At 67.9% G+C, this 25,568-nt stretch carries 26 protein-coding genes; 11 read left to right on the top strand and 15 right to left on the bottom strand.

The features are described from left to right. Positions 1-79: 79 nt before the first annotated feature. Positions 80-1,498 carry an MFS transporter gene (locus CLM74_RS03765; RefSeq protein WP_025877957.1) on the top strand — a complete coding sequence of 473 codons (1,419 nt, stop codon included), beginning with the start codon at positions 80-82 and terminating at the stop codon, positions 1,496-1,498. Beyond that, on the top strand, positions 1,495-1,719 hold the full coding sequence (locus CLM74_RS03770; RefSeq protein ID WP_105163482.1) for a hypothetical protein: 225 nt from the start codon (positions 1,495-1,497) through the stop codon (positions 1,717-1,719). The genes CLM74_RS03765 and CLM74_RS03770 overlap by 4 nt, the downstream gene beginning before the upstream one ends. A gap of 141 nt (positions 1,720-1,860) precedes the next feature. Here CLM74_RS03770 and CLM74_RS03775 read toward each other — a convergent pair whose 3' ends face one another. The 4 genes from CLM74_RS03775 to CLM74_RS03790 are packed head-to-tail and all read right to left on the bottom strand — an operon-like array spanning position 1,861 to position 4,721. Then, entirely contained in the window at positions 1,861-2,658 is a 798-nt protein-coding gene (locus CLM74_RS03775) for an N-formylglutamate amidohydrolase (protein ID WP_105163483.1), read from the bottom strand. Further along, positions 2,651-3,205 carry an NUDIX hydrolase gene (locus tag CLM74_RS03780; protein WP_025877960.1) on the bottom strand — a complete coding sequence of 185 codons (555 nt, stop codon included), beginning with the start codon at positions 3,203-3,205 and terminating at the stop codon, positions 2,651-2,653. The genes CLM74_RS03775 and CLM74_RS03780 overlap by 8 nt, the downstream gene beginning before the upstream one ends. Beyond that, positions 3,202-4,146, bottom strand: a complete 945-nt coding sequence (locus CLM74_RS03785) for a 5'-3' exonuclease H3TH domain-containing protein (RefSeq protein ID WP_025877961.1) — start codon at positions 4,144-4,146, stop codon at positions 3,202-3,204. The genes CLM74_RS03780 and CLM74_RS03785 overlap by 4 nt, the downstream gene beginning before the upstream one ends. Beyond that, positions 4,143-4,721, bottom strand: coding sequence for a nitroreductase (locus CLM74_RS03790; RefSeq protein WP_025877963.1), 579 nt, complete (start codon positions 4,719-4,721; stop codon positions 4,143-4,145). The genes CLM74_RS03785 and CLM74_RS03790 overlap by 4 nt, the downstream gene beginning before the upstream one ends. Positions 4,722-5,053: 332 nt before the next feature. Between CLM74_RS03790 and CLM74_RS03795 the strand changes: the two genes are divergently transcribed. Together CLM74_RS03795 and CLM74_RS03800 are read left to right on the top strand one after the other, a co-directional pair. Beyond that, on the top strand, positions 5,054-7,375 hold the full coding sequence (locus CLM74_RS03795; RefSeq protein ID WP_105163484.1) for a DUF1631 domain-containing protein: 2,322 nt from the start codon (positions 5,054-5,056) through the stop codon (positions 7,373-7,375). 52 nt (positions 7,376-7,427) lie between these two features. Next, positions 7,428-8,507 (top strand): NAD(P) transhydrogenase subunit alpha, encoded by a 1,080-nt coding sequence (locus CLM74_RS03800; protein ID WP_032977478.1) that lies wholly within the window; start codon positions 7,428-7,430, stop codon positions 8,505-8,507. Positions 8,508-8,594: 87 nt separating this feature from the next. Here the strand turns inward: CLM74_RS03800 and CLM74_RS03805 are convergent, their stop codons facing one another. Genes CLM74_RS03805 through CLM74_RS03815 form a run of 3 tightly spaced genes read right to left on the bottom strand, consistent with a single transcriptional unit; the run spans position 8,595 to position 9,970 of the window. Then, complete coding sequence (locus tag CLM74_RS03805; RefSeq protein ID WP_099841948.1) at positions 8,595-9,059, bottom strand: DUF3106 domain-containing protein; 465 nt, start codon at positions 9,057-9,059, stop codon at positions 8,595-8,597. A 3-nt stretch (positions 9,060-9,062) separates the two neighbouring features. Continuing rightward, the gene (locus tag CLM74_RS03810) at positions 9,063-9,389 is read right to left on the bottom strand and encodes a hypothetical protein (RefSeq protein WP_105163485.1); all 327 of its coding nucleotides are present in this window, start codon (positions 9,387-9,389) and stop codon (positions 9,063-9,065) included. After that, the gene (locus CLM74_RS03815) at positions 9,386-9,970 is read right to left on the bottom strand and encodes an RNA polymerase sigma factor (RefSeq protein ID WP_080149966.1); all 585 of its coding nucleotides are present in this window, start codon (positions 9,968-9,970) and stop codon (positions 9,386-9,388) included. The genes CLM74_RS03810 and CLM74_RS03815 overlap by 4 nt, the downstream gene beginning before the upstream one ends. Before the next feature lie 97 nt (positions 9,971-10,067). Here CLM74_RS03815 and CLM74_RS03820 point away from each other — a divergent pair, with 97 nt between their 5' ends. Together CLM74_RS03820 and CLM74_RS03825 are read left to right on the top strand one after the other, a co-directional pair. Then, positions 10,068-10,388, top strand: a complete 321-nt coding sequence (locus CLM74_RS03820; RefSeq protein WP_025877970.1) for an NAD(P) transhydrogenase subunit alpha — start codon at positions 10,068-10,070, stop codon at positions 10,386-10,388. Further along, a complete protein-coding gene (locus CLM74_RS03825; RefSeq protein WP_025877971.1) occupies positions 10,385-11,845 on the top strand; it encodes an NAD(P)(+) transhydrogenase (Re/Si-specific) subunit beta in 1,461 nt (486 codons plus the stop codon). The genes CLM74_RS03820 and CLM74_RS03825 overlap by 4 nt, the downstream gene beginning before the upstream one ends. Before the next feature lie 101 nt (positions 11,846-11,946). Here CLM74_RS03825 and CLM74_RS03830 read toward each other — a convergent pair whose 3' ends face one another. After that, a complete protein-coding gene (locus CLM74_RS03830) occupies positions 11,947-12,366 on the bottom strand; it encodes a hypothetical protein (RefSeq protein ID WP_025877973.1) in 420 nt (139 codons plus the stop codon). A 121-nt stretch (positions 12,367-12,487) separates the two neighbouring features. Here CLM74_RS03830 and sufT point away from each other — a divergent pair, with 121 nt between their 5' ends. The 3 genes from sufT to CLM74_RS03845 all read left to right on the top strand — a co-directional run bounded on the left by sufT (position 12,488) and on the right by CLM74_RS03845 (position 16,443). Further along, on the top strand, positions 12,488-13,039 hold the full coding sequence (sufT, locus tag CLM74_RS03835; protein ID WP_025877975.1) for a putative Fe-S cluster assembly protein SufT: 552 nt from the start codon (positions 12,488-12,490) through the stop codon (positions 13,037-13,039). A gap of 59 nt (positions 13,040-13,098) precedes the next feature. Next, positions 13,099-14,193, top strand: a complete 1,095-nt coding sequence (locus CLM74_RS03840; protein ID WP_025877977.1) for a branched-chain amino acid aminotransferase — start codon at positions 13,099-13,101, stop codon at positions 14,191-14,193. 510 nt (positions 14,194-14,703) lie between these two features. Continuing rightward, the gene (locus CLM74_RS03845; protein WP_059066084.1) at positions 14,704-16,443 is read left to right on the top strand and encodes a S8 family peptidase; all 1,740 of its coding nucleotides are present in this window, start codon (positions 14,704-14,706) and stop codon (positions 16,441-16,443) included. Between the two features lie 221 nt (positions 16,444-16,664). Here CLM74_RS03845 and CLM74_RS03850 read toward each other — a convergent pair whose 3' ends face one another. The 3 genes from CLM74_RS03850 to wrbA form a co-directional block, all read right to left on the bottom strand. Beyond that, complete coding sequence (locus CLM74_RS03850; protein ID WP_033830416.1) at positions 16,665-17,150, bottom strand: asparaginase domain-containing protein; 486 nt, start codon at positions 17,148-17,150, stop codon at positions 16,665-16,667. Between the two features lie 79 nt (positions 17,151-17,229). After that, on the bottom strand, positions 17,230-17,565 hold the full coding sequence (locus tag CLM74_RS03855) for a DUF2069 domain-containing protein (RefSeq protein WP_025879136.1): 336 nt from the start codon (positions 17,563-17,565) through the stop codon (positions 17,230-17,232). Beyond that, on the bottom strand, positions 17,562-18,155 hold the full coding sequence (gene wrbA, locus CLM74_RS03860) for an NAD(P)H:quinone oxidoreductase (protein WP_105163486.1): 594 nt from the start codon (positions 18,153-18,155) through the stop codon (positions 17,562-17,564). The genes CLM74_RS03855 and wrbA overlap by 4 nt, the downstream gene beginning before the upstream one ends. A gap of 77 nt (positions 18,156-18,232) precedes the next feature. Here wrbA and CLM74_RS03865 point away from each other — a divergent pair, with 77 nt between their 5' ends. Further along, entirely contained in the window at positions 18,233-19,507 is a 1,275-nt protein-coding gene (locus CLM74_RS03865) for a YihY family inner membrane protein (RefSeq protein ID WP_025879138.1), read from the top strand. Then, complete coding sequence (locus tag CLM74_RS03870) at positions 19,504-20,067, top strand: TlpA disulfide reductase family protein (protein WP_105163487.1); 564 nt, start codon at positions 19,504-19,506, stop codon at positions 20,065-20,067. The genes CLM74_RS03865 and CLM74_RS03870 overlap by 4 nt, the downstream gene beginning before the upstream one ends. 595 nt (positions 20,068-20,662) lie before the next feature. Here the strand turns inward: CLM74_RS03870 and ppk2 are convergent. From ppk2 to hemA, 4 genes are read right to left on the bottom strand one after another with little or no spacing between them, the layout of a single operon-like run. Then, on the bottom strand, positions 20,663-21,445 hold the full coding sequence (gene ppk2 / locus CLM74_RS03875; RefSeq protein ID WP_105163488.1) for a polyphosphate kinase 2: 783 nt from the start codon (positions 21,443-21,445) through the stop codon (positions 20,663-20,665). Between the two features lie 46 nt (positions 21,446-21,491). Beyond that, on the bottom strand, positions 21,492-23,198 hold the full coding sequence (locus CLM74_RS03880; protein WP_105163489.1) for a tetratricopeptide repeat protein: 1,707 nt from the start codon (positions 23,196-23,198) through the stop codon (positions 21,492-21,494). Between the two features lie 5 nt (positions 23,199-23,203). After that, positions 23,204-24,286: a peptide chain release factor 1 gene (prfA, locus tag CLM74_RS03885; protein WP_025879142.1), complete on the bottom strand. Its 1,083-nt coding sequence runs from the start codon at positions 24,284-24,286 to the stop codon at positions 23,204-23,206. Then, on the bottom strand, positions 24,264-25,547 hold the full coding sequence (gene hemA, locus CLM74_RS03890; RefSeq protein ID WP_025879143.1) for a glutamyl-tRNA reductase: 1,284 nt from the start codon (positions 25,545-25,547) through the stop codon (positions 24,264-24,266). Before hemA ends, prfA begins: the two co-directional genes overlap by 23 nt. Between the last annotated feature and the right edge of the window lie 21 nt (positions 25,548-25,568).

Here is a 25,568-nt window from a genome sequence, read left to right on the forward strand (position 1 = left end):
GACAGAAATCGCGCTGAGGGGGTTTATTGATTCAGCTGCATCAATGAGACTGCCGTCCCCCCTCCGAACCGGGCGCCGCATGCCTCCCCTGAAATACCCGCGCTGGGCGCTGACCCTGCTGGCCACCGCGCAGCTGATCATCGCTCTGGACGCCACCATCATCTTCGTCGCCCTGCACGACATGGGCCGCGCGCTGCAGATCAATGCGCAGCAGCTGCAGTGGGTGGTCAGCGCCTATACGGTGGCCTTTGGCGGCAGCCTGCTGCTGGGCGGGCGTGCGGCCGATCTGCTGGGCCGCCGCCGCTTCTACCGGCTGGGCATGCTGCTGTTCGCGCTGGCCTCGCTGCTGGGTGCGCTGGCGCCCAATGCCACGCTGCTGATCGTGGCACGTGCGGCGCAGGGCATCGGTGCGGCGCTGCTGTTTCCGGCCACCCTGGCCCTGATCAATACGCTGTATGCAGAAGGCCCGGTGCGCAACCGCGCGCTGGCAATCTGGAGCATGGCCAGTGCGGCGGGCCTCGCGCTGGGGACGCTGCTGGGCGGCGTGCTGACCCAGGCGTTCGGCTGGCCGGCGGTGCTGGCGGTGATCGTGCCGTTGGCCACGGCCTGTGCGGTCGCCGCGGGCGCGTGGCTGCCGGCCGATGGCCCGCGCGTGCGCGGCCGTTCCTTCGATCTGGCCGGTTGCCTCACCGTCACCGCCGGCGGCAGCCTGCTGGTCACCACCCTGGTGCAGGGGCCGGAATGGGGCTGGACCGCGCCGGCCACGCTCATCTGCCTGTTGCTGTCAGCCGTGCTGCTGACGGTGTTCGTACAGATCGAAAAGCGCAGCCGCGACCCGCTGATGCAGTTCGCGCTGCTGCGCCTGCCCGGCCTGCGTGCAGCACTCGGCCTGACCTTCGCGTTCATGAGCAGCTATGGCGTGCAGTACTACTTCCTGGCGCTGTACTTCCAGGATGGCTACGGCTGGAGCCCGCTGCAGGCCGGCATGGCCTTCCTGCTGCCGACGCTGGTGTGCACCTTCGGCATCCGCATTGCCGAGCGCATGCTGCAGCGCCGTTCGCCACGGCAGGTGCTGGCCTGGGGCTTCGCTGCCGGTGCCATCGGCATCACCGCAGTGGCGCTGGCGATGCCGCACGGCGCCAGCTACTGGCCGCTGCTGCCCGGCATCGTGGTGCTCAGCGTGGGCCAGGGCATGAGCTGGACGGCGATGTGGATCGTGGCCGGGCAGGGCGTGCCGGGGCCGCAGCAGGGTGTGGCGTCCGGCATGGCCGCTACCGCACAGCAGATCGGCGGCGCGTTGGGACTGGCAGTACTGGTGATGGTGGCCAACGCCGCACGCGGCACGCAGGCGGCAACCAGTCCTGATGCCCTGCAGGGCATGATCAATGCACAGTACGGCGCCGCGCTATTCGCCGCGCTCGGCGTGCTCATCGCGCTGGGCCTGCGTCCGGCACGGGTAGACTGCAGCTCTCCCGACGCGCTGCCCAACGACGCATGATTGCACTGCTTGATCTTCGCCAGACGCTGGACGCGTTTGCCGCCTGCAATGACGACCACGACGTATGGGCGTCGTTCGGCTGGGTGCATGCCAGCCAGGGCGATCTGCTGGCAGCGCGTTTCTGGTTGCCGGCAGATGAAGACGCCGCGTTCGATGATGACGGTGAGGTGCCCGAGGCCGTGCAACCGTTCCGGTCGATGGATGCGCTGATGCTGCGGTAGTGCCGGCCGCTGGCCGGCAACTGCAATGATCCAGCTATCCTGAGGTTGCCGGCCAGCGGCCGGCACTACCGATCCCGGGCAGATCTACATCATGCGTGGATGTACCGATTCCGGGTAGATCCACGCCATGCGTGGATGCGGTCATCCCAACGCCAACAACTGCGGCTGCAAGGCGCTGAAAATACGCGCCAGCCGCTCCGCCCATGCCTGCTGCCCGGCGGCATCGGCGATCAGGTCCTGGCGGATTTCCAGTTCCACATGCACCAGGCCGCGACCTTCGCCATGCACCGGCACCGCGTAGTCGCTGCTGCTGTTGACCGAATACGGTTCGTTGTCGCCCACCACCAGGTCGCCTTCATCGCGCAGTGCCTGCAGCAACGCGTGGGCAAAGCGTGTGTCCTGGTGGTACAGCACGCCGGCGTGCCAGGGGCGCTGCATGCCGTTCATCACCGGGGTGAAGCTGTGCATCATCACCAGCAGCGTCGGCCGTCCCGCATCGCGGCGCGCATCCAGTTCGGCATCGATGCGTGCATGGTAGGGCGCGTGGATCGCATCGATGCGCTGCTGCCGCTGTGCGGGCGACAGCCCGGCATTGCCCGGCACCAGGGTGTGGTCGCTGACCTCGGGAATCAGCGTGGGCGAAACCAACGGCCGGTTGCAGTCGATCAGCAGCCGCGAATAGGTCTGCTCGATCGCCCACGCATCCAGCCGCTCGGCCAGTGCACGGGTGGTGCCGCCGATGCCGATGTCCCAGCCGATATGCCGGTCCAGTTCGGCCTGCGGCAATCCAAGGTCGGCCAGTGCACGCGGCACCTGCTGGCCGGCATGGTCGGCCAGCAGCAGGAACGGTGAGGCACCCTGCGCACGGTGCACGCTGAAGATCGCCGGATCGTCGGCGCCCAGCAGTGCCGGCAGCGCGCGCAGGTCGGCGTCAGCCACGGGGCCGGCCGTCCAGGTGGTGCTCGATCATCCACAGGCCGGCCCACAGCTTGGCATCGGCTTCATAGCCTTCGGCCATTTTCTGCACCAGCCAGGCGGCCGCCTGCGTGCGCGGCACTTCATGCACGGTGATGTCCTCGCTCTCGTCGCCGCCGCCTTCGCCGATGCGGCGCAGGCCGGTGGCACGCACGAAGGCGATCTTCTCGCTGCTGGCACCGGAGGAGGTGGGGCCGATCATCAGCACTTCGGCGTGCTCGGCGGTCCAGCCGGTTTCCTCTTCCAGCTCGCGTACAGCGGAAACTTCGATGGACTCGCCCGCATCGATGTCGCCGACCAGCCCGGCCGGCATCTCGATGGTCGAGGCCTGCAGCGGCACGCGGAACTGCTCGACGAACAGCACCTTGTCCTCGGGAGTGACGGCAATGATGATCGCGGCCAGGCCGCCGGCGTGGGTGCGTTCGCTGTATTCCCAGCTGCCACGCACGACCATGCGCTGGTACTTGCCTTCGTAGACGACACGCGGTGCTTCGGTGTTGCGCTGGCTCATGCGGGCTCGCTGGAAGTAGGGACGGGGTCGGAAATGCCGGCGGCACTGAACAGCCGGCGGCGGGTCATGGGGCCGAAGCGCAGGGTCTGGCACAGGCCGCCGAGCAGCTCTGGATCGGCCGCCTGGCGCGGCATGCCGGGCTGGCAGCCTTCCAAGGGTGCGTCCAGGGCGATGGTGGTCAGCTGGCGCCAGAGCTGGGCGTGCTCGCGCTGCTCGCGCAGGCGCACGGCCATCTGGGCCGCGCCGCGCAGGCGCAGGAACGGCACTTCGTCCAGGCGTTCGTACAGCACGTCCATGCTGCCGAAATGGGCCAGCAGCACGGCCGCCGATTTGGCACCGACACCGCTGATGCCCGGAATGTTGTCGACCGCATCGCCGCACAGCGCCAGGTAATCGGCGATCTGGTGCGCGTGTACGCCGTGCCGGGCCTTGACCCCGGCCACGTCCCAGCGCTGGTTGCGTGCGTAATCCCATTGCTCGTCATGGTCGAGCAGCAGCTGAGACAGGTCCTTGTCGGCGGAAATGATCACGCCGCGATGGCTGCTGCGGTGGCCATGCAGGGCGCTGCCGATCAGGTCGTCGGCTTCGTAATCATGGTGGGCAAGCACCGCCAGGCCGAGCGCTGCGCACAACGCCTTGCAGTGCACGAACTGGCGCTTGAGCGCTTCCGGCGCCGGGTCCCGGTTGGCCTTGTAGGCCGGGTACAGGCGGTGGCGGAAGCCGCTGTCCAGTGCTTCGTCGAAGGCGATGGCGATGTGCCGGGGGCGTTCGCGCTCCAGCAGGTCCAGCAGGAAACGGGCGAAGCCGTGCACGGCGTTGGTCGGCCAGCCCTGGCTGTCCTGGAATTCGTCCGGCAGCGAATGCCAGGCGCGGAACACGTAGATGCTGGCGTCGACCAGGTACAGCGGCGGCGGTATCGCCACGGGAATCACGGCGTTCACTGGCCGGTCCAGTCCTGCAGCAGGGCCGCGGCATCGGGGCGCTCGCGCTCGGGGACTTCGGCCTTGGGCGTGCCGATGTGGATGAAGCCGGCAATGCCTTCGCCCTCGGCCAGCCCCAGGTGGGCGTGCACGGCAGGATCGAAGGCCATCCATGCGGTCAGCCACTGCGCGCCGAAGCCCAGCGCCTGTGCCGCCTGCAACAGAGCAAAGCACACACAGCCGGCGGTCATCAGCTGTTCCTGTGCCGGTACCTTCGGGTCCGGGCGGGGGCTGGCCACCACCACGATCACCAGCGGTGCATGGCTGAAGCGCTGGCGGTCCTTCTCGAACACGGCGTCGCCGGCATGCGGGTCGCGCTCACGGCTGCGCGCGGCCAGGAAGTCGCCCAGAGTGTGACGCGCATCGCCGGCGATCTTCAGGAAGCGGAACGGTACGCGCTTGCCGTGGTCGGGCACGCGGACCGCCGAGGTCAGCATCCGCTGCAGGGTGGCCGGGTCCGGTCCGGGCTCGCCCAGTTGCCGCGAGGGCACCGAGCGGCGGGCATCCAGGGCAAGCAGGGCGGCAGGGTCGGGCATGGAGTCTGAACCGGTCATCACGGGTCGCTGATTATAGTCGGGGAGGTAGATGACGCCGTTTGTGTCGCGTCAGACCCCTGAATAGCAAACTGTGATGAACATCATGCCACTGGCGGATCACGGAGCTCCGCTTCCCCTCGCCTCGCAGGCCCTGCACGGCTTACGATACGTAATATTGCCGGGCCGCCGTTCATGAGGTTTGAAGTGAGGACTGTTTCACTGTCCGCGATGGGCTGGGCGGCCTACCATCGAGGGACCGGTGCATGGGGTGTACCGGCCGTCGCGATGTCCATGATGTCTGTCGCACCAGAGAAGGTGGGGAGCCTTCCCGAATGATGAGCGCGCCCACTCCGATGGGATCGCCGGGCCGTGACCCGGCCCAGCTCCAGCTTGCCCGGGACATCGTCCTGCCGGCGTTGTGCCAGGCCTTTGGCGCGGCACTGGCCCGCTTCGACGATGCCCTGTTCGACCGTGCCGGCAATGCCGGCTCGTCGCAGTTGCTGTTCCTGGACGCGATGCGCGAGCTGCGCCGCCGCCGTGAGGAGATTGCCGGTGGCTTTGCCGGCCATCTTGGCCATGCCTGGGACGGTCTGGCTGCAGGCGAGCCGCTCTCTGCCGAGCTGACCCTGGCCGGGCAGGCCCAGGATGGCCTGAGCCTGGTGCCGGAACATGTACTGGAATCGCGGTTGGCGGTGCGCAACTTCGCCACCGTGCTGCTGCGCGACTTCAAGCCGGTGCTGGCGCGGCTCGACCGCCGCCTGGGCTGGCTGGGCGGGGGTATCGAACTCGACGCCGACCGTAACCCGATCAGCCCCGAGCATCTGGGCGTGGCCATCCACGAAGCCTTCGCCGGCTGCGAGCTGGCCCCGGAAGTACACCTGGTGCTGATCAAGCTGTGCGAGCGCGACCTGCGCGCGCCGGTGGGCCGCATCTACGAGAAGCTGGATGAGCACCTGGCTGCGGCCGGGGTGATGTCGCAGATGGGTGCCCCGCGCCGACCACTGGCGCCGGCCCCGGCGCAGCACGTTCCGCATGGCCTGGATGATCTGGTCGAGCAGCGCACGGTGCCGGGCGTTGACAACGAATTCAATGACGACGAACAGGCCGCGCCGGCCTGGGCGCAGCGTTTTGCCGCGCGCTGGTCGGAGCGTCGTGGCCACATGCAGCAGCATGCCGGTGGCGAAGAGAGCCCGTCCGGCGAAGCCTATTCCGGCCAGCAGGGCATGCTGCTGGAAGCCCTGCACGAACTGCTGCAGCAGACCCGCCACGTGCGCGACGACGCAACCTCTGCGGCGCAGGTCGCGGTCGGCCAGCATCGCCCGTTGAGCCAGCGCGAAATGATGTCGGTGCTGTCGCTGCTGCAGGCGACGCCCAGTGCGACCCTGCGTGCGGCGATCGGCGAGGACGGCGAATCGTTGGCGCAGCGGCTGAAGAGCGAAGTGCTGTCCAGCGCTACCCGGCTGGGCGTCGACCCGGGCCAGACCCGGCTGGACGCGCAGGACGAGGATGCGATCGACCTGGTCGGCATGCTGTTCGACGTGATGCTCGATGAGCGCGAACTGGAAGGCCGCTCGCGCGAGCTGATCGGCCGCCTGGTGGTTCCGTTCGTGAAGGTGGCGATGCTGGACCGCCGCATGTTCGTGCAGAAGACCCATCCGGCGCGCAAGCTGCTCAACTCGCTGGCCGAAGCCTGCGAGGGCAACACCGGCGAAAGCCAGGCCGAACGCATGCTGATGGCCAAGGTGGAGGAGATCATCGAGCGGCTGGTCGCCGAGTTCAACGAGAACCTGGCGATCTTCCTGACCCTGGAAGAAGAATTCCGCGATTTCCTGGTACAGCACCGCCGTCGCGTGGAAATCGCCGAGCGGCGGGCCGCCGAGACCCAGCGCGGCCAGGAAAAGCTGGAAATGGCCCGCACCCGTGCCGGTGCTGAACTGGACCGCCGCATCGGCGATGCCACCCTGCCGCCGGCCATCGCCGAGTTCCTGCGCCAGCCTTGGCAGCACCACCTGACCCTGGCGCTGCTGCGCGAGGGCGAGGAGGGTGCCTCGGTGGCCGAGGCGCTGACCCTGGCTGATGGCCTGCTTGAGGAAGTGGCCGAGGCCCGCCGGCAGATCGTCGGCAAGCCGTGGCTGCAGGCCTGGCAGCCGATGCTGGCCAAGGTGTTTGCCAGCGTCGGCGTGCATGGCGACGCAGCCACCGCAGCCATCGATGCGCTGCACGACACATTGCAGGGCATCGCCGAATCGCGACCGGAGCTGCAGCGCGCGTTGCCGGAGCTGCCGCAGGTGGTGCTGCCCGCGCCGCCGGCCCCGGAAACACCGGCAGTGGAACTGGGCGGTACCTTCAATACCGACGATTTCGACAATGCCGATGCCGACCGCTTCCGCCGGATGGAGATCGGCAACTGGCTGGACTTCGTCGACAAGGATGGCAAGGTGCAGGCGGGCAAACTGTCCTGGATCAGCCCGATTTCCTCGCGCCTGCTGTTCGTCAACCGTCGTGGCGTGCGCTTCTGCGTGGCCTCACCCGAAGAACTGGCGGTGATGGTGCGGCTGGGTCGCCTGCGTCCCCACATCGACGATGGCGCCTTCGACAGCGCCATGCAGGGCGTGCTCGACCGCCTCGACCCGGGTGGTGCGACGCTGCACTGAGCCACGTACGCCTGCTAGGATCGGACCCACTCACCGATCAGCGGGAATCTGCATGGCCGTGGCGTTGCTGGGGATCAAGGAGACCGCGCCGGGCGAACGACGCGTTGCGCTCACGCCGGAGACGGCGCGCAAGCTCGGTGCGCTGGGCATCACCGTGTGGTATCAGCCGGGTGCGGGCCAGACGGCCGGTTTCACCGATGCCGCCTACGACGACGCAGGTGCCCGCGCCTTCGACGCGGCCCGTTGGGCCGAGATCGACATCCTGCTGTGCGTGCAGGCACCACCGGCCGAGGTGCTGGCCCAGCTCAAGCCGGGCGCCAGTGTGGTCGGCCTGCTGACCCCGGCGGCCGACCCTGCGTTGGCCGCATTGGCCTCCGATGACCGCCTGCACCTGTTCCCGCTGCAGCAGTTGCCGCGCACCACGCGCGCACAGGCGATGGACGTACTCAGTTCGCAGGCCGGCATGGCCGGCTACAAGGCGGCATTGATTGCTGCCGAACGCGCGCCGCGCTTCTTCCCGATGCTGACCACTGCGGCCGGTACCGTGCGTCCAGCCAAGGTGCTGGTGATCGGCGCCGGTGTCGCCGGCCTGCAGGCCATTGCCACCTCACGCCGCCTGGGTGCGCAGGTGGAGGGCTTCGACGTGCGCCCGGAAACCCGCGAACAGATCCAGTCGCTCGGTGCGCGCTTCCTCGACCTGGGGGTGAGCGCGGTCGGCGAGGGCGGTTATGCGCGGGCGCTGACCGATGAAGAGCGTGGTGAACAGCAGCGCCGTCTTGGCGACCACCTGCGCAGCGTGGACGTGGTGATCTGCACTGCCGCGGTGCCGGGACGTCAGGCGCCGACGATCGTCACCGCCGCGATGGTCGAAGGCATGGCCGCCGGCAGCGTGATCGTCGATCTGGCCGCCGAGAGCGGTGGCAACTGCGCGTTGACCGAGCCCGGCCAATGCATCGAGCACCAGGGCGTGACCATCGATGGCCCGCTGGGCCTGGCCAGCCGGGGTGCCACCCAGGCCAGCGAGATGTATGCGCGCAACCTGATGAACTTCGTCGCGCTGTTCGTGCGCGACGGCCAGCTGGGCTTCGACTGGGAAGATGAGCTGCTGGCGAAAACGCGCTGGCAGGCCTGAGTCGGTAGCGCCGGGCCATGCCCGGCGAGCGCGGCGGCATCCGGTGAATCCGCGGGGCATGGCCCGGCGCTACCGCTTCGATAGGGGTTACCGCGGCTTCGCCGGCGGCGGGTTGTCCCGCACCCATTCCCTGCGTTCGTCTGCGGTCATCTGCGACCAGCGCTCGCGCATGGCATCGCGCTGGGCCGGACTGAGGTCACGCATCTGGCCGAACAACGCCCGGGCCTGCTCGCGCTGTTCCGGGCTCATGTGCTCGAAGCGGCGCAGGCCGCGGCGGGCCTTGTCGCGTTCTTCCGGGCTCATCGACTGCCAGCGCTGGCCGTGCGACAGCATGCGCTGGCGCTGCGCGGAATCGGCGCCGTTCCAGCGGTCACGCAGCGGGGCCAACAGCGCTTCGCGCTGGGCCGGGCTCAGCTGTTCCCAGTTGGGCAGCGGCGCGGCAGCTGGTGCCGGCCGCGCGGCAGGCGCCGGCGCGGTGGCCTGCGCCAGTGCCGATGCAGCGGGCAGCAGGGTCAGGGCGATCAGCAGGGGCAGGGAGGGGTATCGCAGCATGGTTCACTCCATCGCCAGGTCGTTGTCGCCCAGCCACAGGTACAGATCGGGATTCTCGTCGTACAGCACGCCATTGTCTTCTTCCGCAGCGACGATCGGCGTGCTGATCGGGCCCTGGTGATCGCCCGGGCCGACGAACTGGACGCCGATGCCCAGCGCGATCACCAGCGAACAGGCGCTGGCCAGCCACCAGCGCCAGCGACCGGCGTGCGCCGCACCGGCGCTGTGACGGGCACTGCGCAGGCGTGCCAGGGTGGCCGGCGACAGCGCCTGCAGCGACTGCGTGTGCAGGCTGCGCAGGGCGTCATCGGAAGGCAGGGGGCGGTTCACGGGTGCATCTCCAGTTGATTCTGCAGCGCCTGTCGGGCGCGCGCCAGATGGGTCTTTACCGCGCCTTCGCTGCAGCCCATGGCGCGGGCGGTGGTGGCCCCGTCCAGGTCCTGCAGCACGCGCAGGGTGAATGCCTCGCGCTGGCGGGCGGGCAGGTCGCGCAGTGCCTGCACCAGCTGCTGGTACTGCTGGCGCTGCTCGTGCGCCTGCGAAGGGTCCGGTGCGGGGTCGGCCCAGTCGATCTCGCCGCCATCGGCATCCTGGTTGTCGCGCCAGAACGGCAGGCGGAAACGGCGGCGGCGCTGCAGGTCGATCACGCGCCGGCGCAGGATGCTCCAGAACAACGGCGCCCACTCGGCGGCCGGCTTGTCGGCATAGTCCAGCATGCGCAGCAGCGCGTCCTGCACCGCATCCAGCGCGTCATCACGCTGGCGCAGGCCGGCCTCGGCGAAGCGGAAGGCGCGCGGCCCGACGCTGGCCAGGAATGCTTCCAGCGAGGCCGGAACGGCGTCGGCATCGGTGGTTGAGGGGACAGGGCTGCTCACCAGCACAGGGTACGGTTCCTCGGCAGGGGTCACCATCGACAACGCGTGAGCGCGGCCGTGGTTGACCGGGACGCGCGCAGGGTTCAGCCCATGGTTATGATGGGGCGACGAAGACAGAGCAGGAGCGTTGCCGGTGAGTGACGGGTTCGTGGCGCTGTACATCTTCATGCTGGCCGCCATTGCCGGCCACGTGATCATTTCCCGGGTCCCGGTGATCCTGCATACCCCGTTGATGTCGGGCTCCAACTTCATCCATGGCATCGTGCTGATCGGCGCGATGGTGGTGCTGGGGCACGCACAGACGCCGTTGGAGAAGGTGCTGGGGTTCCTTGCCGTGGTGCTCGGCGCCGGCAACGCCGCCGGCGGCTATGTGGTTACCGCGCGCATGCTGGAAATGTTCAAGCCGAGCGTGCGCAAGGCCGGCAACGATGAACCGAAGGAGCCGCAGGCTTGAACATCAGCACCGTCGAACTGCTCGATTGGCTGGTCAAGGCCAGCTACCTGGTTGCCGCCACCCTGTTCCTGCTCGGCCTGCAGCGCATGGCCTCGCCGATGACCGCAAGCAGCGGTATCCGCTGGGCGGGGCTGGGCATGCTGCTGGCCACGGTGGCGACCTTCTTCCTGCCCGAACTGCACAACGTGCCGCTGATCCTGGTGGCACTGCTGCTGGGGGCCGGCCTGGCCTGGTGGTCGGCGGGCAAGGTCGCCGTCACCGACATGCCGCAGATGGTCGCGCTGTACAACGGCATGGGCGGCGGCTCGGCGGCCGCCATCGGTGCGGTGGAACTGCTGCGCTATGCCTTCCTGGCCAACCGCGATACCACCCACTGGAGTGCGCAGGCGCTGGCCGATCTGGCCGCGCGGCAGCCGTCCGGCACGGTGCTGGTGCTGGCGGTGGTGGGCGCGGCGATCGGTGCGGTGTCGCTGTCCGGCTCGGTGATCGCCTGGGCCAAACTCGATGGTCGCCTCGACAAGCGCGTGACCTGGCCGGGCCAGCAGGTGATGAACCTGCTGGTGGCGCTGGCCGTGGTGGTGCTGGGCATCATCGCCGCCAGCACGCTCAGCACCTGGGCCATTGTCGCCTTCTTCGTGCTGGCCCTGGCGCTGGGCGTGTTGATGACGTTGCCGATTGGTGGCGCCGACATGCCGGTGGTGATCTCGCTGTACAACGCGTTCACCGGCCTGGCGGTGTCGTTCGAAGGCTACGTGCTGGGCAACGAGGCGCTGATCATCGCCGGCATGATGGTCGGTGCGGCCGGCATCCTGCTGACCCGGTTGATGGCCAAGGCGATGAACCGGCCGATCCGCAACGTGCTGTTCTCCAACTTCGGTGGTGGCGCCGGTGGTGAGGCGCAGGCGATTTCCGGTTCGCAGAAGCCCATCGAGGCGGCCGACGTGGCGGCGATGATGGGCTTTGCCGAACGCGTGGTGATCGTGCCCGGCTATGGCATGGCCGTGGCCCAGGCCCAGCACAAGATCTGGGAGCTGGCGCAGCGGCTGATCACGCGCGGGGTGAAGGTCAAGTTCGCCATCCACCCGGTGGCCGGGCGCATGCCCGGGCACATGAACGTGCTGCTGGCCGAAGCGGGGGTGCCGTACGACCTGATCGCGGACATGGACGACATCAATCCCGAGTTCGCCACTACCGACGTGGTGCTGGTGATCGGCGCCAACGACGTGGTCAACCCGGTGGCACGCACCGATCCGGCCAGTCCGATCTACGGCATGCCGGTACTGGACGTGGTCAATGCCCGCAACGTGGTGGTGATCAAGCGGGGCAAGGGCACCGGCTTTGCGGGTATCGAGAATGCGCTGTTCTACGCCGACAACACCCGCATGCTGTACGGCGATGGTGCCGAGGCGGCGGCGTCGCTGGTCAGCGAGCTGAAGGCGCTCGACGGCGGGCATTGAGGGTTGGGGTCGGATCCCTTTCCGCACGAAAGGGCTCTGACCCCGGATCCAACCACCCCATCCACGCATGGCGTGGATCTACCAGGGCATCACCGGCGCGATCAACGCGCCAGCCAGGCGCCTACGGCGACGCCCACCGCCAGCCACAGCCATTCGACCACGCCATTGGCCAGGGTGATCAGCGTCCAGGCCAGGTGCGGGCCCATCCGCAGCGAGGCGTCCCAGGGGTTCAGGCCCATCGAGCCGCCCATCCAGGCACTGGCGATCGCCCAGTTCGAGATCGCGGCCACCAGCAGCGTGCCCAGCACGACCAGGGCGATGCGCAGCTTGCCGGGACCGAGCGTGCCCAGACGCAGCATGAATACCAGTTCCAGGGCGGTCAGTACCGCCATCCAGCCGACCGGACGGCCGGTGAACAGGGCGATCAGCATCCAGGCGAGGGGGGCGGTGGCCAGCGCCAGCAACAACATGAAGGGCCAGAGCCAGGTAACGGTCCTGGCGCGTGCGGCATTGGAGGACATCGAAGCTCCTGAAGGTCGCCCACAGGATACTGTGGTTTGCCGCAGTGCACCGGCGAGGGCGGGGCGCCTACGCTAGAATGACCGCTTGCGTGGCTTATGCCGCAGCCCCATATCGGTCCCCATGTATTCCCGTAGCAGCGAACCTGTCCACTTCGAACGCGATTGCGAGGCCGTGATGGTCCCGCAGGGCGACACCGTGACCTTGCCCGCCGGCAGCTATGGGTACATCACCCAGGCGCTGGGCGGCAGTTATTCGGTGTTCGTCGAGGGCAATCTGTTCCGCATCGCCGGCAAGGATGGCGATGCCATCGGCAAGGAGGCGCCGGCACCGCTGGAACTGCCCGACGATGCCAGCGACGAGCAGGTCGAACAACTGGTCTGGCAGCAGCTGCGCACCTGTTTCGACCCGGAAATTCCGGTCAACATCGTCGAACTGGGCCTGGTCTACGAGGTGGAGATCAAGCACCTCGACGAAGGGCAGCGCGAGATCGACGTGAAGATGACCCTGACCGCGCCTGCGTGCGGCATGGGCGACATCCTGGTCGACGACGTGCGCAGCAAGCTTGAAATGATCCCGACGGTGGCCGAGGCCGACGTCGAGCTGGTCTTCGACCCGCCGTGGAACCAGCACATGATGTCCGAGGCCGCACGGCTCGAAACCGGCATGCTTTGACCCACGGCCCGCAGTGACGCGGGCCCGGCATTACCCGCAACCAGAACAGGAAATCTCCGGTGTCCCAGTCCATTCCCAGCTTCGCCGTCACCCGTTCGGACCACCCGCGCAGCGCTGAAGAGCGCGCCCAGATCCTGGAGAAGCCGGGCTTCGGCCTGCACTTCACCGACCACATGGTGGAAGTGCGCTGGGACAAGGATGCCGGCTGGCACAACGCCAACGTGCGCGCTTATGGTCCGCTGCAGCTGGACCCGGCCGCGGCCGTGCTGCACTACGGCCAGGAGATCTTCGAAGGCATCAAGGCCTACCGCCATGCCGATGGTTCGATCTGGACCTTCCGACCCGATGCCAACGGCCGTCGCCTGCAGCGTTCGGCGCAGCGCCTGGCGTTGCCGGAACTGCCGGTGGAGATCTTCGTCGAATCGCTGAAGCAGATGATCGCCGTCGACAGCGCCTGGGTGCCGTCGGCCGATGAGTCGAGCCTGTATTTCCGTCCGTTCATGATCGGCGATGAAGCGTTCCTTGGCGTGCGCGGCGCGCACAAGGCCGGCTACTACGTCATCGCCAGCCCGGCTGGCCCGTACTTCGCCAAGGGCGTCGCCCCGGTGTCGATCTGGCTGTCCACCGAGTACGCGCGTGCGGCCAAGGGCGGTACCGGTGCGGCCAAGTGCGGTGGCAACTACGCCGCGTCGCTGTTGCCGCAGCAGAAGGCGCAGGCACAGGGCTGCTCGCAGGTGCTGTTCCTGGACCCGGTCGAGGGCAAGTACCTGGAAGAACTGGGCGGCATGAACGTGTTCCTGGTCTACAAGGACGGCACGCTGGTCACGCCGGAACTGTCCGGCAGCATCCTCGAGGGCATCACCCGCGAGAGCATCCTGCAGCTGGCCCGCGACCGCGGCATGAAGGTCGAAGAGCGCAAGGTCACCATCGATGAGTGGAAGCAGGGCGTGACCTCCGGCGAGATCGCCGAAGTGTTCGCCTGCGGTACCGCTGCGGTGGTCACCCCGATCGGCCAGCTGAAGGGCGAAGGCTTCTCGGTGGGCGACATCAATGCGCCGGCTGGCGAAGTGACCATGTCACTGCGCAAGGAACTGACCGATATCCAGTACGGTCGCCTGCCGGACCGCCACGGCTGGCTGGTCAAGCTGGGCTGATCGCCCACGCGAACGCGTAGCGCCGGGTTACGCCCGGCCGCATCCCCGGAAAGCCCGTCCCCGCGACGGGCTTTCTGCGTTTCAGGCGTACCTCCGCCGGGCATGGCCCGGCGCTACCAGGATCAACGGCTCCCCCTGCGCGCGGCGATGCCCGGCGAATGTACGCGTACCACGGTAGCGTCGGGCCATGCCCGGCGGCTGTTCGCCGATGTCGGCAAAGACATGGTGGGACAGGACATTCCGCAGTCAGGTACGTGCAGCTGACGCGAAAGTTCCTTCACCTTCACAAACCCTCGACCCGGAAAGTCTCAGATCCAACATTTCATCTTGCTGAAAAGACGCTGAAAATCTTGTGGTGTCCGGTTTGAGCCACTAGCGTCATCAACACAGCGGATGGTCAGGGGAATCCGCTGGCTCGCCGGACCCGAACCTCGCCATCGCAAGCCAGCCCACGGTTCAGGCCGGTGCTTCTGCCGATTCCGGCATTCCTACCATTAGAAGGGAAATCCGATGTCCCAGGTAACGCAACCGCGTGTGCGTCGTGTGTGGGTGGTCCTTGGTGCGTCCGTCCTGTCATCGCTGCTGCTGGCCACGCCTGCGCTGGCCGGTGATGTCCAGCTCAGCGGCCTGCAGTCCGCGCCGACCCACCAGCGTTTCATCGTGAAGTACCGCGACGGCAGTGCGCCGGTGGCCAACACCACCGCGCTGGCCTCTTCGCTGAAGACGGCCGCTGCCGGCATCGCCAGCAGCCAGGGCCGCGCGCTGGGCCTGCAGCAGGTCCGCAGGCTTGCCGTCGGCTCCACCGTGGTCAGGACCGACCGTGCGCTGGACCAGGCCGAATCCGAGCTGCTGATGCGCAAGCTGGCCGCCGACCCGAACGTCGAATACGTCGAAGTCGACCAGATCATGCGCGCGACGCTGACCCCCAACGACACCCGTTTCAGCGAGCAATGGGGCTTCGGTACGTCCAACGCCTCGATCAACGTGCGTCCGGCCTGGGACAAGGCCACCGGCACCGGCGTGGTCGTGGCCGTGATCGATACCGGCATCACCAACCATGCCGACCTCAACGCCAACATCCTGCCCGGCTATGACTTCATCAGCGACGCGGCGATGGCGCGCGATGGCGGTGGCCGTGACAGCAATCCCAACGATGAGGGTGACTGGTACGGCGACAACGAGTGCCAGGCCGGTTATCCGGGCTCGAACTCCAGCTGGCATGGCACCCACGTGGCCGGCACGGTCGCTGCGGTGACCAACAACAGCACCGGCGTGGCCGGTACCGCGTTCAACGCCAAGGTCGTGCCGGTGCGCGTGCTCGGCAAGTGCGGCGGCTACACCTCCGACATCGCCGACGCGATCGTCTGGGCCTCCGGTGGCACGGTCAGCGGTGTGCCGGCCAACGCCAACCCGGCCGAAGTCATCAACATGTCGCTGGGCGGCGGCGGCAGCTGCTCGACCACTTACCAGAACGCGATCAACGGCGCGGTCGGCCGCGGCACCACCGTGGTGGTCGCTGCCGGCAACAGCAACACCAACGTCTCCAGCGCGGTACCGGCGAACTGCCCGAACGTGATCGCCGTGGCGGCCACCACCTCGGCGGGTGCGCGTGCCAGCTTCTCCAACTACGGCACCGGCATCGACATCTCCGCACCGGGCCAGAGCATCCTGTCCACCCTCAACAGCGGCACCACCACCCCGGGCAGCGCCAGCTATGCGTCCTACAACGGCACCTCGATGGCGGCACCGCACGTGGCGGGCGTGGTTGCACTGATGCAGTCGGTGGCACCGAGCCCGCTCAGCCCGGCGCAGGTGGAGAGCATCATCAAGAGCACCGCGCGTCCGCTGCCGGGTGCGTGCTCGGGTGGTTGCGGCGCCGGCATCATCGACGCCGATGCCGCGGTGACTGCCGCGATCAATGGCACCACGCCCAACCCGGGTGGCACCGTGCTGCAGAACAACGTACCGGTTACCGGCCTCGGCGCAGCCAGCGGCGCATCGCTCAGCTATACCGTCAACGTCCCGGCTGGCAGCACGCAGCTGCGCGTGGCGATCAGCGGCGGCAGCGGTGATGCCGACCTGTACCTGCGCCAGGGCAGTGCCCCGACCGACACCGTCTACACCTGCCGCCCGTACCTGAGCGGCAACAACGAGACCTGCACCGTCAACAGCCCCGCCGCCGGTACCTGGTACGTGCGGGTGAAGGCCTACAGCACCTTCTCGGGCGTGACCGTCAACGCCCAGTACTGAGCCCAAGCCCCTCTCCATGGGCACGCCCCGGCCTCGGCCGGGGCGTTTTTTTTAGGGGCGGCGAAGCGGAGAAAGCAATGTGCAGCAGTGCATTTGCTCTTGCTCTGCCCTTGACCTTGCTGGCCGCGCGCGATGATCTGTCAGGAGGGGGGGATCACCCCCTCAACCCAGCAGCAACCAAAACGCTGAACCCATCCGCGCGACAGCGCGCCTTCAATCCCTCAAACCGACTCGAACCGGTTCGCCGCCACGTTCTTGCGCACATGCTGCGGGTCGAAGATCCGGCCGTTCATTGCGATGAACACCCCCGCCGGCAGCGACTGCACCGCACCGATCGCACAGCCGATGTTGAACTCCGCATCCGAACCACGGAAACGCGCCGGGCTCAGCGCACCGGTCATCACGATGGTCTTGTCCGGGATCGTCGCCAGCACCTTGCCGGTCTGCACCATCGAATCGGTGCCGTGGGTCACCAGCACGTGGCGGGTGGGCTGCGCGGCGATCGTCGCGCGGATCAGCTCACGATCGTCGTCGTTGATGTGCAGCGAGTCCTTGCGCAGGATCGGAATCACGTTGAAACGGAACGTGACCCCCAGTTCGCGCAGGATCATGCCGATCTGCGGGTCGCCGATCTGGTAGTCCGACTTGTCGTCGAAATAGATCTTGTCGATCGTGCCACCGGTGGTGACGACCAGGAGCTCTTCCATCATGTGCATGCGCGAAACCAAGGCAGGTACAGCGGCGCGGGGCCGGGAACGCAGATGATACGGCCCACCGGGCGCAGCGTCAGCGCCGCCGCCCGAAACGGGCGCGCAGGCCGGGCAGGCTGGCCGAAAAGATCACCAGCAGCGCCAGCACGATTTCGATCAGTGCCAGCCAGCGGGTCTCGGGATGGCTCCAGGCGCTCATCACGCCGTGGCTGAACCAGCCCAGGGCCAGCACCGCCGCCCAGAACCCGGCCTTGCGCCAGCCCAGCCGCAGGGCGATGGCCAGCGCCAGCGGCGGCGCTGTGAACACCAGCTGGGTGGCCAGCCAGTGCCTGTCGTTGATGAACCAGCCGGCAAACAGCGCCGCCAGCCCCATCAGGGCCAGCAGCAGCACGGTGCGCGGCGCGGTGCTCATCGCGCCAGCCGCTGCGCGATGTCGGCCACGCGCCGGCCCAGCGCCCGCGCCAGTACCGCCTCGTCATCGGTGGGTTGCGGGTCGCCGGCGGCGCCGGCCACGTGGCTGGCGCCATACGGCGTGCCGCCACTGGTGGTGTGGCTCAGCGCCGGCTCGGTGAACGGAATGCCGACGATCAGGCAGCCGTGGTGCAGCAGCGGTACCTGCATCGACAGCAGGGTCGACTCCTGGCCGCCATGCATCGACGCAGTGGACGTGAACACCCCGGCCGGCTTGCCGGCCAGCGTGCCGTTCACCCATTCGGCGCCGAGGCCGTCAAGGAAATGCTTGACCGGCGCGGCCATGTTGCCGAAACGGGTAGGGCTGCCCAGCAGCAGTCCCTGGCACTCCGCCAGGTCCTGCACGCTTACATAGGGCGCGCCATCGTCGGGTACCGGCGGCTGCGCGGTCTGGGTAACGGCAGCCACCGGCGGCACCGTGCGCAGCCGCGCTGCCATGCCCGGAACCTCGCCGATGCCCCGCGCGATCTGGCGCGCCAGCCGTGCCACCGAACCGCCGCGGCTGTAGTACAGCACCAGGATTTCGCCCATCGCGCCCAGCTCTCCTCATCGTGTGGACGCCAGTATGGCTATCCTGCACCGATTCCGCATCGGGTACCCTTGCGCCGATGGAACCTTTGGATACGCTCAATTTGTGGATGGAACGCGCGCGGGATCGCGCACGCGCCGCCAGCTTCGGCCGCTTCCTGTGGCGCCGCTTCCTCGACGACCGCCTGTTCCAGGCCGCCGCCGCGCTGGCCTACACCACGGTGTTCGCGCTGGTGCCGTTGGCGATCGTGGTATTTGGCGTGCTCTCGGCCTTCCCGGTGTTCGATCGCTGGAGCGACCAGCTCAGCGACTACGTCTTCTCCAACTTCGTGCCCAATGCCGCGCGCGCTGCCGAAGGCTACCTGCGGCAGTTCTCGGCCAGCGCCGGCCAGCTCACTGCCGCCGGTTTCATCGCCCTGGTCATCTCGCTGCTGATCACCCTCAACAGTGTTGAAGAGACCTTCAACCAGATCTGGCGCGTCGGCAGCAGTCGGCCGCGGCTGACCCGCTTCCTGGTCTACTGGACGGTGCTGACTCTGGGAGCGATGCTCGCCGCTGCATCGCTGGCGGTGTCGGCGCGGGTGTTCGCGATGCCGTTGTTCGGCACGCAGGAGGGGCGCTGGCTGGCCGATCTCGCCTTGCGGCTGGCGCCGATCCTGATCGAATTCGTCTGCATCACCCTGATGTTCCGGGTGGTGCCACACCACACCGTGAAGTGGCGCCATGCGGTTCCGGGCGCGATTCTCGCCGCAGTGATCCTGGAGCTGGTGAAGTGGGGCATCGGCGCCTACCTGGGCAGCTTCCAGTCCTACCAGAAGCTGTATGGCACGGTGGCCTTCGTGCCGATCCTGCTGCTGTGGATCTACCTCTGCTGGGTGGCCGTGCTGCTGGGCGCGTCGTTGGCGTCGTCGATGGCGGCTTTCCGCTACCAGCCGGTGGAACTGCGCCTGCCGCAGGGCTACGAGTTCTATGGCCTGCTGCGCCTGCTCGGGCGCTTCCAGCATGCACGCGCCAAGGGCAGGGGCCTGGCCGACGACGAGATCCTGCGGCTGGAACCGATGCTGACCGACTCGCTGCTGCAGGACCTGGCCTGCCACCTGGAGGGCATCGGTCTGCTGCGCCGCGATGAGCGCGGCGAGTGGCTGCTGGCCCGCGACCTGGACCAGGTCAGCCTGGGCGATCTGTACGAATGCACGCAGCTGCGCATTCCGGTGGCCGAACAACACCTGCCTTACCGCGATGACAGCCTCGGCCGGGCCGCCTTGGCCGCACTGGATGAACTGCGCCTGCCGCTGCGTGAACGCCTCAAGCGTCGCGTCAGCGACATCTACCCTGATTCTGGAGACACCCCATGACCTGCAAGACCCCGTTGCTGCTGGCTGCGCTGCTGGCCCTGGCCGCCTGCAAACCCGCGCAGGAGCCGACCCCGGCCAGCAGCCAGCCGCCGGCACAGGCACCGACCCCGGCCGCGCCGGCGCCTGTGGAGGACACGCCCGCCGAGCGCGTTACTGCCGAGTTCCCGACGCTGAAGATGAAGGCGGTCGATGGCAGCGATTACGACCTGGCCGCGCATCGTGGCAAGTGGGTGGTGGTGAATTTCTGGGCGACCTGGTGCGCGCCCTGCCGCAAGGAAATGCCCGAGCTGTCGGCGTTGCATGCCATGCGCAGCAACATCGAAGTGGTTGGCCTGGCCTACGAGGACATCCAGACGCCGGAGATGCAGGCGTTCCTGACCAAGCATCCGGTGACCTACCCGATCGTGGTCGTCGATCCGTTCGACCCGCCGGCCGACTTCGCCACCCCGCGTGGCCTGCCGCTGACCCATCTGATCGACCCGCAGGGCAAGCTGGCCCACAGCTTCCTGGGCCCGGTCACCGCGGCGGACATCGAAAAGCAGATTGCTGCTGCCAAATAAGGGGAGGGGCAGGGCTGCGCCCTGCACCCACCGAAGCGGTAGTGCCGGCCGCTGGCCGGCAACCTCGACAGCAACAGCAACAGCAACAGCCGAAGCAACAGCAGAAGCAGGTTTCCTGTGGGGAGGCGGGGTGGGTCCGGTTGCGGGGGACGCCGTAAATACGTCCCTGTAGGCTCGGTCGCCGCATCCATGCGGCTCACGCCCCCGCAACCGGACCCACCCCGCCTTCGACAATTCTCCGCAAGCTGCGGGAATTACATGGCCTGCTCTTGGTGGGTGTCGAACTTGGTCGACACGTAGATCCACGCCATGCGTGGATGTTTTTCGTTCACTTGTCGAGATATTCGATTCCGATGGAGATTCATCCACGAATGAGGTGGATCAAATCAGACACCGGAAGTCTGTCAGAGGTGGGGCGGTGTCGGAGTGCGGGGTGTCAGCCGCATGGATGCGGCTGCCAAGCCTACAAGGAGGTACTTGCGGCGTCCCCGCAGTCCGACACCGCCCCGCCATCCCACGCAATGCCGCTTTTGCTGTTGCTTTGGCTGTTGCCTGAAAGCAGCAGGTGCAGGGCCGCAGGCCCTGCCGACCAACCCTACTCCTTGGCCGGAAAATCCTCGATCGGCTTCAGCACGCCGTAGTGCTCGCGATGCAGCTTGCCCTTCAGTTTCGGCAGCTCCGGCAAGGGCGCATCCACCCGTGTGTCCGGCAGCCGGTCCAGCAGGTTGCGGACAAGAGTCAGGCGACCCAGCCGCTGGTCGTTGAAATCCACCAGCGTCCACGGCGCACCGTCGCGATGGGTCGCGCGCAGCATCGCCTCGCGCGCTTCGGTGTACGCGCTGTACTTGCTGCGCGACTTCAGATCCACCGGCGACAGCTTCCACCCCTTCAACGGATCAAGATGGCGTTCGGCGAAACGCTTCTCCTGCTGCTCCTGGTCCACGCACAGCCAGTACTTGAACAGCAGGATGCCGTCATCCACCAGCAGCTGTTCGAACACCGGTGCCTGATGCAGGAACTGCTGGTACTCGGTCTCGCTGCAGTAGCCCATCACCCGTTCCACGCCCGCGCGGTTGTACCAGCTGCGGTCCATCAGCACGATCTCGCCGGCGGCCGGCAGATGCGTGGCGTAGCGCTGGAAATACCATTGCGTGGCTTCGCGGTCGGTGGGCTTGGGCAACGCCACCACCCTGCATTGGCGTGGGTTGAGGTGCTGGCTGATGGCCTGGATCGCACCGCCCTTGCCGGCGGTATCGCGTCCTTCGAACAGCACCAGCAGGCGTTGCCCGCTGTGCTGCACCCAGCGTGCCATCGCCGTCAGTTCCAGCTGCAGCGGCTGCAGCAGTTCGTCGTATTCCTTGCGCTTGAGCTTGGCCATCGTCATGCCACGCGGGAGGGAAGCCCGAGCGTAGCGCAGGGCGATGTCAGGGCGTGTCGAGGCCCTGCCAGCCCTGTTCGCGGGCCAGCTGCTGAAGCAGTGAGGACAGATCGCGCGCGAAGGCCGTCATGTCGAACAAGCCGCTGCGCTCGCGTGCCTGCGCCAGTTCGGCACGCAGGGCAGCCAGCGCGGCCGGGTCGTTGCCGAGTGCACTGGCGGTGGCGACGAAGGCCGCATCGTCGGCGACGTTCATGTGCTCCAGCCCCAGATGATGGTTGAGGCTGCCGGCCACGCGCGCGGCGAAGGTAGCGCCGGGGCAGGTCAGCACCGGGCAGCCGGCCCACAGTGCATCCGATGCGGTGGTGTGCGCGTTGTACGGGTTGGTGTCCAGGAACAGGTCGGCCAGCTGATAGCGGGCCAGATACTGCGGATGCGGCAGCTTGGCCATGAACACCAGGCGCGCCGGATCCAGTCCTGCAGCCTTGGCGGCGGAACGCAGCCTTGCATCGGCCTGGCCGGGGCCGGACAGCAGCCATAGCACGCTGCCAGGTACTGCCTGCAGCACCGCGAACGCACGGCCCATGCTGCGCGGGTTGAGTTTGTAACTGTTGTTGAAGCAGCAGAACACCGTGCCCTGCGCGGGCAGCCCACACGCCGCACGGTCCGGCGCCGGTTCCAGCACGCGGGTGTTGTCGGAGGGCTGGAACGCGCGCGGCAGGCGCAGCACGCGTTCGCTGTAGTGCGGTTCCAGCGAGGACGGCAGCGCGAAGTCGTCAGCGATCACTGCATCCAGCCACGATGCACCGGAGGTGCCGGGGTAGGCCAGCCAGTTCAACTGCAGCGGGGCAGGGCGCATCGCCAGCACTTCCGGCGTGCCGCCACCGCCCCAGCCGCGCAGGTCCAGCAGCAGGTCGATGCCCTGTGCACGGATGCGCGCGGCCGTATCGGCGTGGCGCAATCCCACCACGTCATGCAGCCGGGTGGCGGCCTGCAGGCGTTGGCGGATGCGGCTGCCATCGTCCGCGTTGAGCGCGAACAGATGCAGTTGCAGGGCCGGGTCGCGGCTCATCTGCTCCAGCAGCGCCACCGTCAGCAATCCGGTGGGATGGGCGCCGAAGCCGTTGGAAAGGAAGCCCACGCGAAGTGGGCCTCGTACGCGCAGCTTCGCCGGCGGCAGGGGCCGCACCGATGCCGCCACAGCGGCGGCGCGTGCACGCGCGCAGGCCAGCTGTTCGGCCGCGCTGGCGTCTTCGCTGAGAAACGCGAAGGGTTCTACTACGCCCTGGCCGGACACCAGTGCACCGCGCACCTGATCGGCCAGCGCATCCACGTCCTGCCAATCGCACAGGCGACGCTGCCAGGCGAGGCGCTGCGCGGCGATATACGGCTCATCGGGCATCAGTGCATGTGCGCGGCGATAGGCCGCTGATGCACCTTCGGCATCGTTGGCATCTTCCAGCGCGTGCCCCAGCCACAACGCGATGCCCGGGTGCTCCGGTGCCAGCGCCGAGGCCTGGCCCAGCAGCGTAGCGGCATCGGCATGCGCTCCTGCCATCCACGCCACCCGGCCGAGCCGTGCAAGCGCTTCAGGATGATTGGGCCGCAGCTGCAGTGCGCGCCGCGCGGCCTGCTCGCCGGCCGCGATATCGCCGGCTTCCAGTTCCAGGTCGGCCAGCATCACCCAGGCGACGAAGTCGCCGGGCTGGCGCGTGATCGCCTGCTGCAGTTGCTGCCGCTGCTGCCAGGCCGACATGCTGGTCAGCCCGCCGAAAGCTGGGCCAGGGCGTCGACCTGGTGCTCGTGGCTCAATCGCTGCAGCAGCGGATCGAGATCGCCGGCCAGTACGTTGGGCAGGTCGTACAGGGTCAGCCCTTCCACGCGGTGGTCGGTGATCCGGCCCTGCGGGAAGTTGTAGGTACGGATGCGCTGGCTGCGGTCGCCGCTGCCAACCTGCAGGCGCCGAGATTCGGCTTGCGCTGCGTCGTGGCGCTGGCGCTCGGCATCGAGCAGCTGCGCCTTCAGGCGTTTCATCGCCTTGTCCCGGTTGGCGTGCTGGCTGCGTTCGGTCTGGCACTCCACCACCACGCCGCTGGGCACGTGGGTGATGCGGATCGCCGATTCGGTCTTGTTGACGTGCTGGCCACCGGCGCCGGAGGAGCGGTAGGTATCAATCCTCAGGTCAGCCGGGTTGATGACGATCTCATCGACTTCGTCGGCTTCCGGGATGATCGCCACGGTGGCCGCCGAGGTGTGGATGCGGCCCTGCGATTCGGTGGCCGGCACGCGCTGCACGCGGTGGGTGCCCGATTCGAATTTCAGGCGCGAGAACGCGCCCCGGCCGACCACGCGCGCCACCACTTCCTTGTAACCGCCATGTTCGCCGGGGTTGTCCGATTCGATCTCGACCTTCCAGCCCTGTCGCTCGGCGTAGCGGGCATACATGCGGAACAGGTCGCCAGCGAAGATCGCCGCCTCGTCGCCGCCGGTGCCGGCGCGCACTTCCAGGAACAGGTTGCCTTCATCGCGCGGGTCGCGCGGCACCAGCAGCAGCGCCAGTTCCTGCTCCAGTTCCTGCAGGCGGGCCTGGGCGGCGGCGATCTCCTCGTCGGCCAGTTCGCGCAGGTCCGGATCGGTGCGCATGCTTTCGGCCGCAGCCAGGTCGGCCTTGGCACGCACTTCATCGGCCAGCGCGGTGGCGATCGGTTCGAGCTGGGAAAACTCACGCGAAAGATCGCGGAAGCGCGCGTTGTTGGCGACCACCTCCGGTTCGGCGAGCAGACGTTCCAGTTCTTCGCGGCGCTCGGCCAGCGCTTCCAACTTACGGCGCAGGGTCGGCGTCATCGGTTCTCACAGGTGGGTGGTGGTAACCCGGCGCAGCCGGGAACAGGCGCTCGGCGGCGCGGGTCAGGTCGGCGTCGCCGCTGAGCGCGGCCGCGCGCAGGGCGGCGGTCGGCGGGTGCAGCAGGCGGTTGGTCAATCCATGGGCAAGCAGTTCCAGCACTTCGTCGGCCGGCTTGCCGTTGGCCAGCTGCTGGCGCGCGCGCTCCAGCAGTTCGGCACGGGTGGCCTCGCCGAAGGCGCGCAGTTGCCGCAGCGGTGCCTGGTGGGCACTGGCCTGCAGGGTTTCGACGAAGCGCGAGACCTGCAGGTCGATGATCGTCTCCGCTTCGGCGGCCGCCTCGCGGCGGCTGCGGCGGTTGTCTTCCACCGCGCGCTCGAGGTCGTCCACGGTATACAGGAACGCATCGTTGAGACTGGCAACGTCGGCCTCGATGTCGCGCGGCACGGCCAGGTCGAACAGCAGCATCGGCTTGTGCCGGCGTGCGCGCAGGGCGTTGGCCACTGCAGCACGGTGGATCACCGGTTCGCGGGCGGCGGTGGCCGAGAACACTACATCGGCCTCGGCCAGGTGACGCTCCAGTTCGGTCAGCGGCAGCGCCACACCGCCATGGCGGCTGGCCAGTTCCTGCGCATGGGCGAGGGTGCGGTTGGCGATCAGCAGCCGCCGCACCTTGCCTTCGCTGAGGTGGCGTGCGGCCAGCTCGATGGTCTCGCCGGCGCCGACCAGCAGCACGGTGGAATCGTCAAGGCGTGCAAATGCGTTCTGCGCCAGGCGCACCGCTGCCGAGGCCACCGATACCGGGTTGGCACCGACCTGGGTATCGGTACGCGCGCGCTTGGCCACCGAGAACGTCTGCTGGAACAGGCGGTCCAGGCGTTGGCCGAGCAGGCCGTGGTCGCGCGCGGTCGACCAGGCGTCCTTCACCTGGCCCAGGATCTGCGGCTCACCCAGCACCATTGAATCCAGCCCCGTCGCCACCCGGAACAGGTGGCGCACGGCATCGGCATCGGCGTGCTGGTACAGGTAGCCCTGCAGGTCGCCGGCCTGGCTCTGCAGCCACTGGTCCAGCGCCTGCGCGGACTCTGCCACGGCATACAGTTCGGTGCGGTTGCAGGTGGACAGCAGCACCGCCTCGGCGATCTGCGGGGTATCGCGCAGCGAACCGAGCGCGCGCGGCAACGCGTCACCGGCGAAGGCTGCGCGTTCGCGCAGTTCCACCGGTGCGGTCTGGTGATTCAGTCCGAGCACCCACAGGGTCATTGTTCAGTTGCTTGCGATAAG

This window comes from Stenotrophomonas sp. MYb57 (assembly GCF_002966815.1).
Classification (GTDB): domain Bacteria; phylum Pseudomonadota; class Gammaproteobacteria; order Xanthomonadales; family Xanthomonadaceae; genus Stenotrophomonas; species Stenotrophomonas indicatrix.

Bases quoted from the DNA above. Each gene is read 5' to 3' on its own strand.
- CLM74_RS03765 (WP_025877957.1), top strand. From the start codon at position 80: ATGCCTCCCCTGAAATACCCGCGCTGGGCGCTGACCCTGCTGGCCACC.
- CLM74_RS03770 (WP_105163482.1), top strand. From the start codon at position 1,495: ATGATTGCACTGCTTGATCTTCGCCAGACGCTGGACGCGTTTGCCGCC.
- CLM74_RS03780 (WP_025877960.1), bottom strand. From the start codon at position 3,205: ATGAGCCAGCGCAACACCGAAGCACCGCGTGTCGTCTACGAAGGCAAG.
- CLM74_RS03790 (WP_025877963.1), bottom strand. From the start codon at position 4,721: ATGCCCGACCCTGCCGCCCTGCTTGCCCTGGATGCCCGCCGCTCGGTG.
- CLM74_RS03795 (WP_105163484.1), top strand. From the start codon at position 5,054: ATGATGAGCGCGCCCACTCCGATGGGATCGCCGGGCCGTGACCCGGCC.
- CLM74_RS03800 (WP_032977478.1), top strand. From the start codon at position 7,428: ATGGCCGTGGCGTTGCTGGGGATCAAGGAGACCGCGCCGGGCGAACGA.
- CLM74_RS03805 (WP_099841948.1), bottom strand. From the start codon at position 9,059: ATGCTGCGATACCCCTCCCTGCCCCTGCTGATCGCCCTGACCCTGCTG.
- CLM74_RS03815 (WP_080149966.1), bottom strand. From the start codon at position 9,970: ATGGTGACCCCTGCCGAGGAACCGTACCCTGTGCTGGTGAGCAGCCCT.
- CLM74_RS03830 (WP_025877973.1), bottom strand. From the start codon at position 12,366: ATGTCCTCCAATGCCGCACGCGCCAGGACCGTTACCTGGCTCTGGCCC.
- sufT (WP_025877975.1), top strand. From the start codon at position 12,488: ATGTATTCCCGTAGCAGCGAACCTGTCCACTTCGAACGCGATTGCGAG.
- CLM74_RS03845 (WP_059066084.1), top strand. From the start codon at position 14,704: ATGTCCCAGGTAACGCAACCGCGTGTGCGTCGTGTGTGGGTGGTCCTT.
- CLM74_RS03850 (WP_033830416.1), bottom strand. From the start codon at position 17,150: ATGGAAGAGCTCCTGGTCGTCACCACCGGTGGCACGATCGACAAGATC.
- CLM74_RS03855 (WP_025879136.1), bottom strand. From the start codon at position 17,565: ATGAGCACCGCGCCGCGCACCGTGCTGCTGCTGGCCCTGATGGGGCTG.
- wrbA (WP_105163486.1), bottom strand. From the start codon at position 18,155: ATGGGCGAAATCCTGGTGCTGTACTACAGCCGCGGCGGTTCGGTGGCA.
- CLM74_RS03865 (WP_025879138.1), top strand. From the start codon at position 18,233: ATGGAACCTTTGGATACGCTCAATTTGTGGATGGAACGCGCGCGGGAT.
- CLM74_RS03870 (WP_105163487.1), top strand. From the start codon at position 19,504: ATGACCTGCAAGACCCCGTTGCTGCTGGCTGCGCTGCTGGCCCTGGCC.
- ppk2 (WP_105163488.1), bottom strand. From the start codon at position 21,445: ATGGCCAAGCTCAAGCGCAAGGAATACGACGAACTGCTGCAGCCGCTG.
- CLM74_RS03880 (WP_105163489.1), bottom strand. From the start codon at position 23,198: ATGTCGGCCTGGCAGCAGCGGCAGCAACTGCAGCAGGCGATCACGCGC.
- prfA (WP_025879142.1), bottom strand. From the start codon at position 24,286: ATGACGCCGACCCTGCGCCGTAAGTTGGAAGCGCTGGCCGAGCGCCGC.
- hemA (WP_025879143.1), bottom strand. From the start codon at position 25,547: ATGACCCTGTGGGTGCTCGGACTGAATCACCAGACCGCACCGGTGGAA.